The sequence below is a fragment of the Nocardia aurea genome, assembly GCF_003123685.1.
Taxonomy (GTDB): Bacteria; Actinomycetota; Actinomycetes; order Mycobacteriales; family Mycobacteriaceae; genus Nocardia; species Nocardia aurea.
This window is the reverse complement of the sequence record NZ_QCYJ01000127.1, coordinates 203,982-219,065: the sequence shown is the minus strand read 5'-3', so window position 1 is coordinate 219,065 and position 15,084 is coordinate 203,982. Positions and strand designations below refer to the sequence as shown.

The window sequence follows — 15,084 nt, the reverse complement described above, 5'->3', positions numbered from 1 at the left end:
CGCGGGTGGTTGACCCCACCCGTTCGGTCCGGGCAGGGTGGGTCCATGGGTAACGCCGAGGTTCGCGCCGGTGTCGAACTGAGCAACCTGGACCAGCCGCTGTTCGACGGCGCGCAGGCCACCAAACGGGATCTGGTCGACTATCTCGACTTCCTCGGTGAGCGCATGGTGCGGAATCTGCGGGACCGGCCGCTGTCGGTGCTGCGGATCCGGCCGGGCCAGGAACCGTTCGTCCAGAAGAACCTGCCCAAGTACACCCCGGATTGGGTGCGGCGGGTGACGATCTGGGCGGACAGTTCCCGACGCGAGGTGTCCTACGCGCTGTGCGACGACACGCGGACACTGCTGTGGTTCGGCAACCAACGGGCGGTCGAGTACCACACCACGCTCCTGCTCGCCGATCACACCGCGGGCCCGACCCACCTGGTCCTCGATATCGACCCGCCCGAGGACGCCCCGTTCCGGCAGGCGGTACTGGCCGCGGGGTTGATCCGGCAGGCACTGGCCGACGACGGACTGGCCGGTGCGGTGAAAACCAGTGGGGCCAAAGGGGTGCACATCTTCGTCCCGGTGGCGGCGGGGCTCCCGATCGAGGACGCCGGCGCCGCCACCCGGGCGATCGCGGCCCGCGCCGAACGTCTCGACCCGGAACTGGCGACCACCGCGTTCATCCGAGAAGACCGCGGCGGCAAGGTGTTCCTCGATTCGACCAGGGCAGGCGGCGCGACCGTGGTCGCCGCGTACAGTCCGCGGATCCGCCCGGACGCGACGGTCTCCTTCCCGGTGCCGTGGGCCGAACTCGAGAGCGTGACCCCGGCCGATTTCACCCTGCGCGGCGTGCCGGGACAGCTCGGTGACCGCGATCCGTGGGCCGAGGAGATGCCCGCGCCGCAGATGCTGCCCGCCGATCTGATCGCCGAAGGCCACACCATCCCGGTCGCCCGGGTCCAGGCCATGCACGAGGGCAAGCGCCGCGCGCGAGCCCGACGTTCCGACTGAGAATCGTCGCGATCCGCCGATTTCGCCGCGCGAACCGGTGAAGCTGTGGACGCTGGGAAGCGACCGGCGGAACAGGAGTGGAATGTGGAACCGATCGTCACGGTGACAGGGGGCAGGGTTCGGGGTAGGGAGGTCGACGGGATCAGCGCGTTCCTCGGGGTGCCCTACGCGGCCGCCGCGGTGGGCGAAAAGCGTTTCAGGCGACCCGAACCCGTCGAACCGTGGGACGGCACGCGCGACGCCGGCGCACTCGGAGCGACATGTGTGCAGGCGCCCTACCCGCCCGCGATCGAGGCGATCCTCGGCACCTACACCGTGCCCGGCGCGGAATATCTGAACGTGAACGTGTGGACTCCGGATCCGGGCGGCGCGGGTCTGCCGGTCATGGTGTGGATTCACGGTGGCGCGTTCGTCCACGGATCCAATGCCGTCCCCGTATACGACGGTGCGGCGTTCGCCAGGGACGGCGTGGTGCTGGTCGCGCTGAACTACCGGCTCGGCGCTTCGGGGTTCGCGGTGCTCGACGGTGCGCCGCCGAATCGGGGTCTGTGGGACCAGGTGGCGGCCCTGGCCTGGGTGCGGGAGAACATCCGGGCTTTCGGGGGAGATCCGGACAATGTCACGGTCTTCGGCGAATCGGCGGGCGGTATGAGTGTCGCGTCGCTGCTCGCTTCCCCCGCTGCCCGTGGACTTTTCGCGCGGGCGATCATGCAGAGCGGGAACGGCGGGGTGGTGGCCACCCTCGAGGACGCGCGACTGCTCGGCAGAGCCCTGGCGGACAAGCTGGGACTGCCCGCGACGGCGGAAGCCTTTGCGGCGGTGGAACCCTCGGCATTGCTGGCCGCGCAGGAGGCGATCGCCGCCGAGATCGGTCGCGTTCCCGATCCGGCGCGCTGGGGGGCTTCGGTGCTCGCGCGCGGCTCGGGCATCATGAGCTTCTTCCCGACACTGGACGGCGAACTGCTCACCGAGGAGCCCGCCGTCGCCATCGCCGCCGGTTCCGCGCGCGGTGTCACGCTGCTCGCCGGGTGCACGGCCGAGGAATTCCGGCTGTTCACCGTGCCGACCGGTCTGGCCGCCGCGATCACCATGGACTCACTACCGTTCGCCCTCGCGCGATTCGGCATCGATGCCTCGGTGATCGGAACCTACGCGGCGAACCGACCCGACGCTACCGGCGGCGATCTGTTGGCCGCGATCGTCACCGACGCGGTGTTCCGTGGCCCGACCAGGGAGATCGTGCTGGCCCAGGCGACGACGGGCACACCGGCCTACCTGTACGAATTCGCCTGGCGACGAGCCGAACTCGGCGCGATCCACGCCCTGGAGGTCCCTTTCGTCTTCGATACGCTCGCGGCCGGGCCCCGGCTGACCGGTCCGAATCCGCCCCAGCGTCTCGCCGATGAGATCCACGCGGCGTGGATCGCGTTCGCCACCACCGGCGACCCGGGCTGGCCCCGCTACGTCGACGGCGGACAGGTGATGGTCTTCGACGACCCGATCTCCGGGCCGGTCGCGGATCCGCGACCGGACGAGCGCGCCGTCTCCGCGTCCGCCGCGACGAGATGACTTCGCGCGACGGCAGTTCCCCGCGTCCGCGAGATCCCGCGTGATTCGCGCGACCGCGCGGCCGTCGGACTCCGCCACGCGACGCGACGCGCGGACAGTTCGGTTTTTCGGGCCCGCGCGGTGGCCCGTCGGCCATTCGCCAGCCATAATCCGATGAGGTATGCAATGTTGTTAGAGCTCAACAGCATTGAGACGGTAACCCGAGGTCGCCGTGAAGGCGCCGGTAAAGGGGGGTGCGGCGGAGTCATGAGGTCGTCGAACACATCCGATCCCACGCGTGGTGGCGGTTCCCGGACCGCCACCGGCCGGGCGCGGTCCGCCGCGGTTCCGCTGTGGCCGGGAATGATTCCGGATTCGGGCGAGCTACCGCGCCCACGGCCGTTGCCGCCGCCGCGCACGCTCGCGCCCTCCCGAGCACAGGTCCGCCGCCCGCCGCCGCGCCGCCGTCGCGGTCGATCGTGGCTGGTGGGGTCGGTGGCGCTGGGCGCGTCGCTCTCGGCGGTGGCGGTGGTGATGGTCTACTCCAGCACGGTGACCACTCCGCGTCAGGCGGCGACGGCCGCCGATCCGGTCCTCGGCGGCGGGCCGGGGTGCGAGCCGACCCGGACCGAACAGTTGGTACGTGGAAATGGCGTCGGTTCGCTCGCCAACGGTCCCGAGACCATCCTCGCTTTCCAGCACGCGTACTACGTCAGCCGGTCCGGCGCCGCGGCCCGCGCCCTGACGACCGAGGACGCCGCGGTGCCGACGGCGGAGGTCATCGGCGCGGGCATCGCCTCCATTCCGCCGGGAACCCAGCACTGCGTGCTGATCACACCGTTGGCCGACGGTCGTTACGACGTCGTCATCACCGAATTGCGCCCCGCCGCCGTCGCCCGGACCTATCGGCAGTTCGTCACCGTCGCGGCGGGGCCGAACGGTATGGCGATCACCAGGATCGCGGCGCCGTCGTGAGACGTCGACCGCGGCTCCCCGGAATCAGGGGGTCGCGGTCGTCGCCCGCGGATCGAATCCGCCGGGGATCTCGTAGATCGATCCGGTGAAAGTGGCCCCGAACAACCTGCCCGCCGAGAAACCGCTGTCACCGCGCCCGTAGGTGACGACGCTGGTGAACGGATTGCCGCTGCCGAGTACGCAGTAGCGCTGCGGCGCGTCGATCCGGATGACCTGCCCGGTGCTGTTGAACGGAACCACCGGGCGATCGGCCGAATCCAGGGTCAGCCCGTCCGGCGCGCTGAGCGCGTCGCCGCCGCCGAGATCGAGCAGGGACTGCGGCGCGCCCGGGTTGTCCACCGGAATACGGCTGACGCCGGGATCGACGAAGGTACGCCCCACATAGAGGAAGCGGTCGCCGTCGCCGAGTACCGCGCCGTTGGCGCTGGGGAACCGGGCCCAATCCGGTTGCACCACACCGTTCGGATACACCCGACCGATGGAGCTGCCGAAATCGTTGGTGGCGTAGATGATTCCGTCCGCGCCCACCGCCATGCCGTTCGCGGCGCCGAGTCCGGAGGCCACGGGCGTCGTCGCCCCGGTGTCGGTATCCATCCGGACGATCCCCGCGTGACGCAGTGAGTCGCCGACCAGCACACGCGCGTCGGCGCCGTAGCCGACGAGCAGTCCGCCGTCCGGCGTCCACGCCAGTGCGCCCGCACCGCCGTTGCCGACGGTGCCGATGGGTACGGCGGGTGCGCCGGGCGCGTCGATCCGGAACACCCGTCCGGTCAGGACGTCGGTGGTGAAGGCGCGGCCGCGCTCGTCGACCGTGAGTCCCTCGAGCGCGCCGGGAACCGAGGCGGCGGGCAGGGTCGGCTGTCCCGCGCCCTGGCAGGTCGGCGCGGCCTGCGCCGTCGGTGCCGCCACCACCGACATCGCCGCGAAAACACAGGCCCCGAAGGTGATCGCCGCTCTGCTCATCCCTGCATTCCACACCGCGCGCAGCGGCGCGCGGAGCGTTTCCGCGCGGGCGTGACAGATCCGGTGCATTCGGATCACGGTGGGTGCGCGGCATCGGCAACGGGGCAATTTTCCAGCGAAACACCTGGTCGGAAGGATTTCGAGATTTTTCGCATCGGGAGGTGTCGATCGCGTCCGCCGGGGTATCCGGGCGTCGCCGAGTTGGAGAGAGAACGAGGATGTCGGATGAGTAGGACGTCGAATTCTGCCGAAGGATCGTCCCGCGCGGCGGGGCGTGACAGCTACGACGATATCGAGCCCTGGTTCGAGAAGTTGGCCTCGCTCGACGCCGACGACCCGCACCGCTCGGCCCTGCGCACACAGATCGTGGAGCGCTGTCTACCGCTCGCCGAGCACATCGCCCGCAAGTTCTCCGGGCGCGGCGAGGAGTTCGACGATCTGCTCCAGGTCGCCCGACTCGGCCTCGTCCAGGCCGTCGACCGATTCGACGTCTCGCGCGGCGCGACCTTCCTGTCCTTCGCGGTGCCGACCGTCATGGGTTCGGTCCGCAGGCATTTCCGCGACGGCACCTGGGCGCTGCGGGTGCCGCGCCGCGCCAAGGAGGTGCAGGCGCTCGTCCGCCCCGCCATCGAGTCGCTGTCGCAACGACTCGGCCGGATGCCGACCGCGCGTGAGATCGCGGCCGAACTCGACCTCGACATCGTCGAGGTGACCCAGGCGATCATGGCCGCCAATGCCTACCAGACCAATTCGCTCGACGCCGTGGCCGGTCCGTCGGAGGAGCAGTCACGTCCGTCGATCGCCGACACGCTCGGAGTGGAGGAACCCTCCTACCGCTTGCTGGAGGACGCTCTCGCGGTGCGTCCGCTGCTCGCCGCGCTGCCCGAGCGGGAACGGCGGATCCTGGTGATGAGGTTCTTCGAGAACAAGACCCAGGCCGAGATCGCCGACCGCCTCGGCGTGTCGCAGATGCAGGTCTCGCGCATCCTCACCCGGACGCTGAGGAAACTGCGGGAGCAGGCGCTCGGCGGCGACAAGGACTGCCGGGTCGCCTGAGTAGTTCCATCACATGCCGACATCCTTCGGTATCCGCGCCCATCCGGTGGCAACAGCCACGCGAACTCCTTCTGTCCACACAGCACGGCGGTGACAGCCGCCTCGACGGAAGCGGTAGATGACGATGACAGTGATGCGTTCGGTCCTCGTGGCGATGATGGTGACGGCGGCGCTCGGCGCGTCCGCCTGCTCGGACGACAGCTCGTCCGATTCGAGTGCGAGCTCGAGCAGTTCGGCGGCCTCGACCACGATGGCGCCCGCGAGCGGCGCCGCGGCGAACCTGGTCGGCCCGGGCTGCGCCGCCTACGCCGAGCAGGTGCCCTCCGGCCCGGGCTCGGTGAACGGGATGGCCCAGGATCCCGTCGCGGTCGCGGCGTCGAACAATCCGCTGCTGACCACGCTCACCGCGGCGGTGTCGGGTCAGCTCAATCCGCAGGTCAACCTGGTCGACACGCTCAACGGCGGGCAGTTCACCGTCTTCGCGCCGACCGACGCGGCCTTCGCGAAGGTCGATCCGGCCACCGTCGAGACGCTGAAGACGGATTCGGCCACGCTGACCAAGATTCTCACCTACCACGTGGTGCCGGGGCAGATCGCGCCCGACAAGATCGCGGGTACCCACAAGACCGTCGAAGGCGCCGATGTCGTGGTGACACGTTCGGGAGATGACATCAAAGTCGCCAATGCCTCGGTGATCTGTGGTGGAGTGAAGACAGCGAACGCCACGGTGTATCTGATCGATACCGTGCTCGTGCCGCCCGCCGCGTGACGCACAACTGATCCAATGCTCGAGACCCCTTCCCTCGTCAGGAGTCGAGTTCGACGTGTTGCCGTTGCCGATCCACCTCGTGCCCGACGAACCCCGTGGCCGGGGGAGGGCGTGCGCATGACCCGTGACTCGGACAACGCCGCGGTGCGACTGTCGCGGGACGGGGCGGAGGGGGAGTCCTGTCCGGTCCGCCCCCCTGGCGACGGACCGGAGCACACGCGGCGGCTCGTCGAACTGCTCGCCGCGGTCGCGAAGGGCGACCGCGATGCCTTCACCGAGTTCTACCGGGCGACCAGTCATCGGGTGTTCGGACTCTCGGTGCGGATCCTGCGCAGTCACGCCGCCTCCGAGGAGATCACGCAGGAGGTCTACCTCCAAGCGTGGACACTGGCCGAACGCTACGACCCGCGACTGTCGAGTCCGATGGGGTGGCTGATGACGTTGACGCATCGGCGCGCGGTCGACCGGGTTCGCAGGGAAGAGTCCGCGGCGACCCGCGATATCGCCTACGGCCACCGGCATCTCGGCCGCGATCACGATGTGGTGGCCGAGGCCGTCGATCAACGGCTCGACACCCAGTCGGTGCTCGATTGTCTGGAGGTGCTCACCGACGTGCAACGTGAGTCGGTAGCACTCGCCTACTACAGCGGCCGCACCTATCCCGAAGTGGCCGAACATCTCTCGGTGCCGCTACCGACGGTCAAGAGCCGGATCCGGGACGGGCTCAAACGCCTGGCGAACTGCCTGTCGGGGCAGGTGAACCCGTGAGCGACGACGACAGCGATCTCGCCGAACTCGCCTATCCCTATGCCCTGGACGCCATGGCCGAACTGGAGCGCCGCCGGGTCGAGAAGCGTCTGCTCGAGACGGATGAGGACACGGCACGGCAATTCACCACCACGGTCCGCGAACTACGCGAGACATTGGCCGCCATGACGGTGGTCGACGCACTGGAACCTCCCGCCGCGCTGGAGGATTCGCTGCTGCGCGCACTGGACGACAAACTCGCCGTCCCGCCGCAGGCGCAACGGCGATCGGGGTTCGGTCGCAAGCGCTGGATCGCGGCCGCCGCGGCGGCCGTGATCGTCGCGATCGGAGCGAGTATCGCCGTGGTCGCAGACCGGTCCTCCGAACCCGAGACCGGGCTCAGCGCCCAGGTGGTCCTGGAACAACCGGATGTGCTGACCCGCACGGTGCCCGTCGCGACCGGCGGCTCGCTGACCGTGCACACCTCGGCCGGACTCTCCGCCGCCAGCGTGTCGTTCGACGGTGTCGCGCAACCCGAATCGGGCCGGGCCTATCAGCTCTGGCTCGTGCGGGACGGCACGGCACGCTCGGCGGGCGTGGTCGAGAACGTGCCGGATCGGGGCCCGTCGGTGGTCACGCGCTACGACAGCGTGGACACCCTCGCCCTCACGATCGAACCCGCGGGCGGATCCCCACAGCCCACGAGCCAACCGATCGCCGCCGTCCCCCTCGCCTGATCCCGATCGGCACCGCACGGACCGCTCGGTCCTGACGACGTGGCTGTGCGGTACCGATCCGGCGCTGTACATGCGGGTCGTCCAGACCGAGCCGGTCCGTGCGGTGCTTCGGCCCGTGGCCTCGCGGACGAGGCGGTCGGGTCGGCGGACCCGGTGGCGAAGTCGGCACCGGTCGAGGGCCACGCGCTGGTCGTGCCGTACGAACCGGCCGCGACACGACGACCGCCCGGTTCTGCCGTCGCGGCCGCCCCTCGATGTAGCCGTCGTGCGCCGATATCCGAAGAACGAAACGAGTTGTGATGAAACGTCCCGCCGAATCCGCACCGTCGATCTCGGCCGCCGTCGTGGCCGGAATCCTCGCCGCCGCAACCGTACTCGGCGTGGGCCAGGCGATCGCGGCTGTCATCGACCCCGAGGCGGCCCCCTTCTTCGCGCTCGGCGGCTGGGTGGTCGACCACACGCCGCACACGTTGAAGGATTCGGCGATCCGCCGATTCGGCAGTAACGACAAACTCGTCCTCTTCCTGTCGATGTCCGGTGTGATGCTGGTCGGCGCGGCCCTGATCGGAATCCTCGAACGACGTAGACCCCTCGGTAGCACGCTGCTCGTCGTCTTCGCGGCGCTGGTGGTCGTGGCCGCGCTCCAACGCCCCACCGCCACCCTCTGGTTCGCCGCACCCACCGCGCTCGGGGCCGTCGCCGGTGTCGCGGCACTGCGACTGCTCCGACGGCGGGCGCCTTCGCGGAGCGTGGTGCGATCCACTCCGCCCGAGCGTGCGGGGGCACACCGTCGTGCAGCCCCGGGGACCGGTCAGGCGGGTTCCGGACCGACACGGCGTGGTTTCCTCGCACTCACGGCCGGTGTCGGCGCGTTCGCGCTCGGCACGGCCGCCGCGGGCCAGTGGATAGGCGGACGACTGCGCGATGTCGTCGCCGATCGGGCGCGATTCCCGCTGCCACGGACCGCGCCGGTCGCCGCCGCGTCCGAGCTGCCGGTTCGCGGGCTCACCGAATTCGTCACCCCCAACGATCGCTTCTACCGGGTCGATACCGCGCTGCGGGTGCCGACCTTGCGCAGCACGGACTGGCGGCTGCGGATCCACGGCATGGTCGACCGTGAACTCGATCTGGACTTCGACGATCTGCGCGCGAGAACGGCTGTGGCGCGGATGATCACGCTGACCTGCGTGTCCAACGAGGTCGGCGGTGATCTCGCGGGCACCGCGATCTGGACGGGGTATCCGCTGGCCGATCTATTGGCCGAGGCGGGTGTCCGTCCCGGCGCGGATCTGCTGCTGTCCCGCAGCGTCGACGGATTCACCGCGGGCACACCGGTTTCCGCGGTGACCGACGGACGCGACGCGCTACTGGCCGTGGGGATGAACGGCAGTCCGCTGCCGATCGAACACGGATACCCGGCCAGGCTGGTCGTGCCGGGTCTCTACGGCTACGTCTCGGCCACGAAATGGGTCGTCGACCTGGAACTCACCCGTTTCGATCGGGCCGGTGCGTACTGGACCGACCGGGGGTGGGCCGCGCTGGCACCGATCAAGACCGCGTCCCGCATCGACGTGCCCGCGGCCTTCGCGACGGTGCCCGCCGGCCGGGTGGTCGTCGCGGGCGTCGCTTGGGCGCAGCGACTCGGCATCGACCGGGTCGAGGTACAGATCGACGAGAACCCTTGGCAACAGGCCGAACTCGGCACAGAATACTCGGTCGACACGTGGCGGCAGTGGTCCTGGTGCTGGGATGCCGCTCCCGGCACCCACACGCTGCGGGTGCGAGCCGTCGACCGTGCCGGTGCGGTGCAGACCGACGCACGCGCGCGTCCGTTCCCCGACGGTTCGACCGGATGGCACAACCGGGTCGTCACCGTGCGGTGATACTCAGCGCAGTCCGACCTCCGCCGTGGCGCGACCGAAGATCTTCTTCCCGTCGTGCGTGGCGGTGAGAGCGATGGTCGCCGTGCGGGTCTCGGGGTCGACGGATTTGACCCTGCCCCGGAATTCGATATCGCTGCGGCCGTCGTCGCCCACGTAGACCGGGCTCGTCATACGCACGGAGTACCGGCGCAACGTGCCGGGATCATCGACCCATTTCGTGACGAACCCCGCGCCGAGCCCCATCGTCAACATGCCGTGCGCGACCACGCCGCGGTCGAGACCGACGAGTTCGGCCGCGCCGGAATGGAAATGGATCGGATTCGGATCGCCGGACACACCGGCGTAGTTGACCAGGTCGCCGAGGGATAGTCGCACCGTGTCCGGAGACAGCTCCTCGCCCACGGACACCGTGTCGAAGGCGCGTCCGTGCGGTCCGGGCGCGGCCGTCGACGCCTCGCGCAGCGGGGTCGGCCAGGGCAGGAGCCGGGGCGGGCGGGTCAGATCCTGGCGAGCCACGGCGAGCAGACCGGCGGCGATGCGCTCCGCGTCGTCGGTGGCCTCCGACCGCGCGATCACCGAGGTGTGGGCGGTGATCACCAATTCCTCGCGTTGGCTGGTGATCGCGTTCTCGATGACGATCATGTCGCCGCCGAATGCCTGGCGGAACGAATGCAACGACACATTGCTGGTGATCTCGTCACCGGCGAGCACCGGCCCGTGGAACCGGAAGACCTGGTCGGTCTGCACGGTGCTGGTCATATCGATGCCGACGAGCACCTCGCTCATGGCCCTCTGCACCGCGCCCATGAGCAGACAGGTGAACGTCGCCGACGCGGGCAGGGCGCGATAGCCGTAGGTCGCGGCGGTGTCCTCGTCCCAGTGCGCCGGGTGGAAGTCCTGGACCGCCCGCGCGAATTCCCTGATCTTCTCCCGCCCGACCCGATAGCGGTCCTCGATCCGATACCGCTTCCCGACAAGCGAGTGGATATGGGTGATCGGATCGACCTGCCCGCGTAAAGACTCGATGACCTCCACCACCGAACTCCTTTCCCTCCGGACCCATGATCGGCTGTTGCCAGCTGTTTGCCGAATGGGCGCGCCGGTGCGGTCACCCGCACCGCTGTCGGTGGCTCGCGGCTCGGTCACCACGGATTCGTACAATGTCCGAGATCGTGTTCGCTCGAAGATCGGATATGCGCGTGGCCCGTACTCTCTCCGTCTCGGACAGCATCGTCGTCGCGGCCGATGCCTCGGCGCTCTACGACAAGATCAGCGATCCCACCCTCATGGGTGGCTGGAGTCCCGAGAACCTGGGTGCGACCGTCCACGCCCCCGCGGACACCGCCTATGTCGGCATGACCTTCGACGGCCGCAACAAACGCGGCGCGATTCGATGGACGACCCGCTGCACGGTGACCGCCGCCGAGCCGGGCGCGCGCTTCGCCTTCCGTGTCCACGCGATCGGCCGCAGGAAGCCCGTGCTGAAAGCGCCCATCGCCAGCTGGGAATACCGCTTCGAGACCACCCCCGACGGCACCCGGGTGACCGAGACCTGGACCGATGATCGTCGCTCCTGGCCGGATGCGGTCGCCGACGTCTTCGACAAAGTGGTCACCCGAGGGCACACGTTCGCCGACTTCCAGCGCAAGAACATCCGCCGAACCCTCGACAACCTCAAATCGACCGTGGAACAACAGCACTGAGCTTCCCGTCCGGGTGCGCGCTGTCGGGCGCGATGCGCGATGATCCTTCCCCATGTGGGTGAAGATGTCATTCTCCGAAGCCGACGAAGCGCTCGGCCTGACGCGCTTCGAGGAATTCGACGCCGGTTTCGACGCGGCCTATGTCCATTCGGGCGATCTGCGTATCGACCGTGATTGGACCGGCGGTGATCTGCGGACGGCCGTCGGCGTCGGGGAGTACGAACAGCTGGGGGAACTCGTCATGTTCGTCGTGGACGGCGATCTGACGGTCGACGGCCTGCTCGATCTGGACGAGGGCACGCTGGAATGCCTCGGTCTACTGGTCACCGGCACCCTCACCGCCCAGATCATCGACGTGAACGCCACCATGCTGTTCGTGTTCGGCGGCGCCGATATCGCCCGGCTGGTCAGATTCACCACCACCGACGGGACACTGTCGATCGCGGGCCGAACCCGTTGCCCCCTGGTGATCTACGACGAGGGTGACCTCAATGTCACTTCCGCGGGTCATATCCTGTCCCGCAGGTCCGAGGGGCCGGTCGCGCCGTACGAGGCCCCGTCCTCGGATTCCGACTTCGATTTCTCCGGCTGGGGGTGGCCTACGGTCACGCTCACTCGGACGGAGGTTCCCGCCGCCCTGGACGCATCCCTCTACGACGACGAGAACTGGGTGGACGCGGCCACGGCACTGGAGTTCGCGCGGTCCGGTCGGCCGCTGTTGCGCGCGGACTACCCGGCTCCGAGCTGAGCGGTCCGGGTCCGCGCCTACCCGTGCGATCACGGCGCATCGTGTGACCGCCGCCGGCACATCCGGCGGCCCGTCGAAGCACGACGGGCCGCGATGATGCCGGCTTGCGCGGTCGGTCCTGCGCGGTCAGTCCTCCGCGACGGTGACGGTGACGGTGACGTCGATATTGCCGCGCGTCGCGTTGGAGTAGGGGCATACCTCGTGGGCCTTGTCCGCGAGGGCCTGTGCCTCCTCGCGCGACAGGTGCGGCAGCGACACCTCGAGGGTGACGGTGAGCGCGAATCCGCCCTGGTCGTTCGCGCCGAGCCCGACCTTCGCGCCGACGGCGGAGTCGGCGATATCGGCGTTCGCGGATTTGGCGACGAGTCGCAGTGCCGAATGGAAGCAGGCCGCGTAGCCCGCCGCGAACAGCTGCTCGGGATTGGTGCCTTCACCGCTACCACCGAGTTCCTTCGGCATGGCCAGGTTCACGTCGACCTTGCCGTCGCTGGTGCGGGCGTGTCCGTTGCGTCCGTCGCCGGTCGCCAGGGCTTCCGCGGTGTACAGAACATTCATGTCGGACTCCTCGGGTCTGCGGATTTCGGTTACAGCGCATACGGTAGCCAGCAATTAGATTGTGCACAATGTAAATTGATGTGGGCCGGGTCACAGAAAAGTCGCGCAAACCCTTGAGAATGAAGTTACAGACAGAGTATGTTTGTCTCATTCCCCTGGTAGATCGACGGGTGTGTGGTCAGTGGGTGTTGGAGGCGAAATGCGGCGCGGAATCCTCGCGAGGGCGGTCATATCGGCGGGCGCGGACGCACCGGCCGGCACCGCCGAGCGCATCCTCGACGCCGCGCTCACGCAATTCGAGACCGTCGGCATCAAACGCACCACGGTCGAGGACATCACCCGGCGCGCACGGTTGGCGCGGGTCACGCTCTACCGGCATTTCCCGGGTAAGGACGACATCGTCGAGGCCGTCATCCTGCGCGAGATGGGCAGGTTCCTCAAGGCGCTCGAGGCCGAGATGGCGGGTTTCTCCTCGACCGAGGACAAACTGACCGAGGGGTTCGTCTTCTCGGTGGCCTTCCTGCGCGCGAATGTGCTGCTGAACCGGCTGCTGGAAATCGAACCTGATTCGCTGCTGCCCTACCTCACCGTCGACGGCGGCGCTCTGGTCGAGACCGGGGCCGCGTTCCTGGCCGTTCAGCTCGCGCGCGACGCGCTGGAGGATCGGTCGGGCGAGGAACTGCGGGTCGTCGCCGAACTCGCGGTGCGCATCATGCTGTCGTTCCTGCTCACGCCCTCGCGCGGGATCGCCATCGATGACCCGGCCGACGCCCGCGCCTTCGCGCGCCGCCACCTCAACCCCCTGCTGCTCGGCCATCCGAGCGGCGCGGACCGGGCGGGGGCGCGACGATGATCGGCGGCCCCGCGCGCTAGACCTTCGTAGTATGTCGCCGCACTCGACGGGGAGCGTGGCGATCGACCGATAGAGGAGGACTGCCATGGTGGCACTCCGATCCCGCAAGAGCCGCGTCCCGGAGAACGGACTGTTCGTCGAAATGCCGAACGGACTGTTGGACCGGGCGATCCGCCGGATACCGGAACGGCGCGGCATCCTCGCCGAACCCCCGGCCGGCAGTGGTCTACGGCCGATCCCGGGCCATGCCGGGCTACCGTGGCTCGGCGATTCGCTGCAATCGCTGCACTACGGGTCCGCCTACACCCTCGCCATGGTCGAGCGCTTCGGAAAACTGGTGTGGTCGAGAGGATTCGGCCGGAACATGGTGCTCGCCGCCGGTGGCGAGGCGATCGACTCGGTGCTGAGCAATCGCGACCGGGCCTTCGTCACCGGGCAGAAGGACCTGATCGACCCGTTCTTCCACGGCGGTCTGCTGCTGCTCGATTTCGAGGAGCACCGCCTCGATCGGCGCATCATGCAGCAGGCGTTCATGCCCGACCGGCTGCGCGCCTACTTCACCAAGGTTTCCGAACTGGTCGGTGAACGCGTCGGGCAGTGGCAGGTCGGGACGCCGATGAAGCTGTACCCGTCGGTGAAGAAGCTGTCGATGAATATCGCGGCCGATGTCTTCATGGGGGTGCGACTCGGACCGGAAGCCGACCGCCTCGCCTCCGCCTTCGAGGCGATGCTGCTCGCCTGTGAGTCACCCGTCCGATTTCCGGTACCCGGCGGTCGCTGGCGTTCCGGGCTGCGCGGGCGCAGGGAGCTGGAAAGGTACTTCGCCGAGATGGTGCCCGCCAAGCGGACCGGCACCGGGTCGGATTTCTTCACGGCGCTGTGTCATATAGAGACAGAGGACGGCGAGCGCTTCAGCGACCGCAAGGTCATCGACCACATGATCTTCCTGCTGTTGGCCGCGCACGACACCGCGACCATCACCACGACCGTCGCGGCGTACTTCCTCGGCAAGCATCCGGAGTGGCAGCGCCGCGTGCGCGCGGAATCTCTCGCGCTCGGCGACGGCCCGCTCGACGTCGACGCCATGAACTCCCTCACCTCGCTCGACCTGGTCATCAAGGAATCCATGCGCATCATCGCGCCGGTGCCCTTCATCATGCGCAAGGCCGTGAAGGACACCGAGATCGACGGACACTTCGTCCCGGCGGGCTCGAATGTGGTGCTCGGCGCGATCGCCAACCATTTCCTGCCCGAGTACTGGACCGATCCGTGGAAATTCGACCCGGACCGCTTCGGCCCGGAACGCCGCGAGGACAAGGCCCACCGCTACGCCTGGATGCCCTTCGGCGCGGGTGTGCACAAATGCATCGGCATGTACTTCGCCATGCACGAGGTCAAGGTCATGCTGCACACCATGGTGTGCGACTACGAGTGGGACTTCCCCGAGGACTACGAGATGCCGTGGCAGATGAGCGCGCTGCCCTTCCCCAAGGACGGTGTGCCGATCACCCTGCGCAGGCGCGGGTGATCGCGCCGCCTCGGGCGGTT

General features: G+C 68.7%; 15 protein-coding genes. 12 read left to right on the top strand and 3 right to left on the bottom strand.

Annotated features, from left to right (window positions below; translation table 11 throughout):
• The first annotated feature begins 45 nt into the window (after positions 1-45).
• The 3 genes from DAT37_RS29845 (at position 46) to DAT37_RS29835 (ending at position 3,522) form a co-directional block, all read left to right on the top strand.
• Positions 46-999, top strand: coding sequence for a DNA polymerase domain-containing protein (locus tag DAT37_RS29845; protein WP_109528204.1), 954 nt, complete (start codon positions 46-48; stop codon positions 997-999).
• Between the two features lie 84 nt (positions 1,000-1,083).
• Positions 1,084-2,568, top strand: a complete 1,485-nt coding sequence (locus DAT37_RS29840; RefSeq protein WP_109528567.1) for a carboxylesterase/lipase family protein — start codon at positions 1,084-1,086, stop codon at positions 2,566-2,568.
• A 246-nt stretch (positions 2,569-2,814) separates the two neighbouring features.
• Positions 2,815-3,522 (top strand): hypothetical protein, encoded by a 708-nt coding sequence (locus tag DAT37_RS29835; RefSeq protein ID WP_109528203.1) that lies wholly within the window; start codon positions 2,815-2,817, stop codon positions 3,520-3,522.
• 24 nt (positions 3,523-3,546) lie between these two features.
• On the opposite strand, the gene DAT37_RS29830 is transcribed toward DAT37_RS29835, so the two are convergent.
• The gene (locus DAT37_RS29830) at positions 3,547-4,485 is read right to left on the bottom strand and encodes an SMP-30/gluconolactonase/LRE family protein (RefSeq protein ID WP_109528566.1); all 939 of its coding nucleotides are present in this window, start codon (positions 4,483-4,485) and stop codon (positions 3,547-3,549) included.
• Positions 4,486-4,710: 225 nt separating this feature from the next.
• Here DAT37_RS29830 and DAT37_RS29825 point away from each other — a divergent pair, with 225 nt between their 5' ends.
• The 5 genes from DAT37_RS29825 (at position 4,711) to DAT37_RS29805 (ending at position 9,677) form a co-directional block, all read left to right on the top strand.
• Positions 4,711-5,541 (top strand): RNA polymerase sigma factor SigF, encoded by an 831-nt coding sequence (locus DAT37_RS29825; RefSeq protein WP_109528202.1) that lies wholly within the window; start codon positions 4,711-4,713, stop codon positions 5,539-5,541.
• A gap of 124 nt (positions 5,542-5,665) precedes the next feature.
• Positions 5,666-6,310, top strand: a complete 645-nt coding sequence (locus DAT37_RS29820) for a fasciclin domain-containing protein (RefSeq protein WP_109528565.1) — start codon at positions 5,666-5,668, stop codon at positions 6,308-6,310.
• Between the two features lie 117 nt (positions 6,311-6,427).
• Entirely contained in the window at positions 6,428-7,078 is a 651-nt protein-coding gene (sigK, locus tag DAT37_RS29815) for an ECF RNA polymerase sigma factor SigK (protein WP_109528201.1), read from the top strand.
• A complete protein-coding gene (locus DAT37_RS29810) occupies positions 7,075-7,794 on the top strand; it encodes an anti-sigma factor (RefSeq protein ID WP_109528200.1) in 720 nt (239 codons plus the stop codon). The genes sigK and DAT37_RS29810 overlap by 4 nt, the downstream gene beginning before the upstream one ends.
• A 299-nt stretch (positions 7,795-8,093) precedes the next feature.
• Positions 8,094-9,677, top strand: coding sequence for a molybdopterin-dependent oxidoreductase (locus tag DAT37_RS29805; RefSeq protein ID WP_198654498.1), 1,584 nt, complete (start codon positions 8,094-8,096; stop codon positions 9,675-9,677).
• Between the two features lie 3 nt (positions 9,678-9,680).
• On the opposite strand, the gene DAT37_RS29800 is transcribed toward DAT37_RS29805, so the two are convergent.
• Positions 9,681-10,712, bottom strand: a complete 1,032-nt coding sequence (locus DAT37_RS29800; RefSeq protein WP_109528199.1) for a fused (3R)-hydroxyacyl-ACP dehydratase subunits HadA/HadB — start codon at positions 10,710-10,712, stop codon at positions 9,681-9,683.
• Between the two features lie 125 nt (positions 10,713-10,837).
• On the opposite strand from DAT37_RS29800, the gene DAT37_RS29795 reads away from it, so the two are divergent.
• Positions 10,838-11,380 (top strand): SRPBCC family protein, encoded by a 543-nt coding sequence (locus DAT37_RS29795; protein ID WP_332873368.1) that lies wholly within the window; start codon positions 10,838-10,840, stop codon positions 11,378-11,380.
• Positions 11,381-11,444: 64 nt separating this feature from the next.
• Positions 11,445-12,128, top strand: coding sequence for a hypothetical protein (locus tag DAT37_RS29790; RefSeq protein WP_157978774.1), 684 nt, complete (start codon positions 11,445-11,447; stop codon positions 12,126-12,128).
• A 126-nt stretch (positions 12,129-12,254) separates the two neighbouring features.
• Here DAT37_RS29790 and DAT37_RS29785 read toward each other — a convergent pair whose 3' ends face one another.
• Positions 12,255-12,683, bottom strand: a complete 429-nt coding sequence (locus DAT37_RS29785; protein WP_109528197.1) for an organic hydroperoxide resistance protein — start codon at positions 12,681-12,683, stop codon at positions 12,255-12,257.
• 199 nt (positions 12,684-12,882) lie between these two features.
• Here DAT37_RS29785 and DAT37_RS29780 point away from each other — a divergent pair, with 199 nt between their 5' ends.
• Positions 12,883-13,536, top strand: a complete 654-nt coding sequence (locus DAT37_RS29780) for a TetR/AcrR family transcriptional regulator (RefSeq protein ID WP_109528196.1) — start codon at positions 12,883-12,885, stop codon at positions 13,534-13,536.
• A gap of 85 nt (positions 13,537-13,621) precedes the next feature.
• Positions 13,622-15,064, top strand: coding sequence for a cytochrome P450 (locus DAT37_RS29775; RefSeq protein ID WP_109528195.1), 1,443 nt, complete (start codon positions 13,622-13,624; stop codon positions 15,062-15,064).
• Positions 15,065-15,084 lie beyond the last annotated feature (20 nt).

Excerpts from the sequence above, each read along its gene's own strand:
- DAT37_RS29830 (WP_109528566.1), bottom strand. The coding sequence starts at position 4,485 with ATGAGCAGAGCGGCGATCACCTTCGGGGCCTGTGTTTTCGCGGCGATG.
- DAT37_RS29845 (WP_109528204.1), top strand. The coding sequence starts at position 46 with ATGGGTAACGCCGAGGTTCGCGCCGGTGTCGAACTGAGCAACCTGGAC.
- DAT37_RS29820 (WP_109528565.1), top strand. The coding sequence starts at position 5,666 with ATGACAGTGATGCGTTCGGTCCTCGTGGCGATGATGGTGACGGCGGCG.
- DAT37_RS29780 (WP_109528196.1), top strand. The coding sequence starts at position 12,883 with ATGCGGCGCGGAATCCTCGCGAGGGCGGTCATATCGGCGGGCGCGGAC.
- DAT37_RS29795 (WP_332873368.1), top strand. The coding sequence starts at position 10,838 with ATGTCCGAGATCGTGTTCGCTCGAAGATCGGATATGCGCGTGGCCCGT.
- DAT37_RS29805 (WP_198654498.1), top strand. The coding sequence starts at position 8,094 with ATGAAACGTCCCGCCGAATCCGCACCGTCGATCTCGGCCGCCGTCGTG.
- DAT37_RS29775 (WP_109528195.1), top strand. The coding sequence starts at position 13,622 with ATGGTGGCACTCCGATCCCGCAAGAGCCGCGTCCCGGAGAACGGACTG.
- DAT37_RS29785 (WP_109528197.1), bottom strand. The coding sequence starts at position 12,683 with ATGAATGTTCTGTACACCGCGGAAGCCCTGGCGACCGGCGACGGACGC.
- DAT37_RS29825 (WP_109528202.1), top strand. The coding sequence starts at position 4,711 with ATGAGTAGGACGTCGAATTCTGCCGAAGGATCGTCCCGCGCGGCGGGG.
- sigK (WP_109528201.1), top strand. The coding sequence starts at position 6,428 with ATGACCCGTGACTCGGACAACGCCGCGGTGCGACTGTCGCGGGACGGG.
- DAT37_RS29835 (WP_109528203.1), top strand. The coding sequence starts at position 2,815 with ATGAGGTCGTCGAACACATCCGATCCCACGCGTGGTGGCGGTTCCCGG.
- DAT37_RS29790 (WP_157978774.1), top strand. The coding sequence starts at position 11,445 with ATGTCATTCTCCGAAGCCGACGAAGCGCTCGGCCTGACGCGCTTCGAG.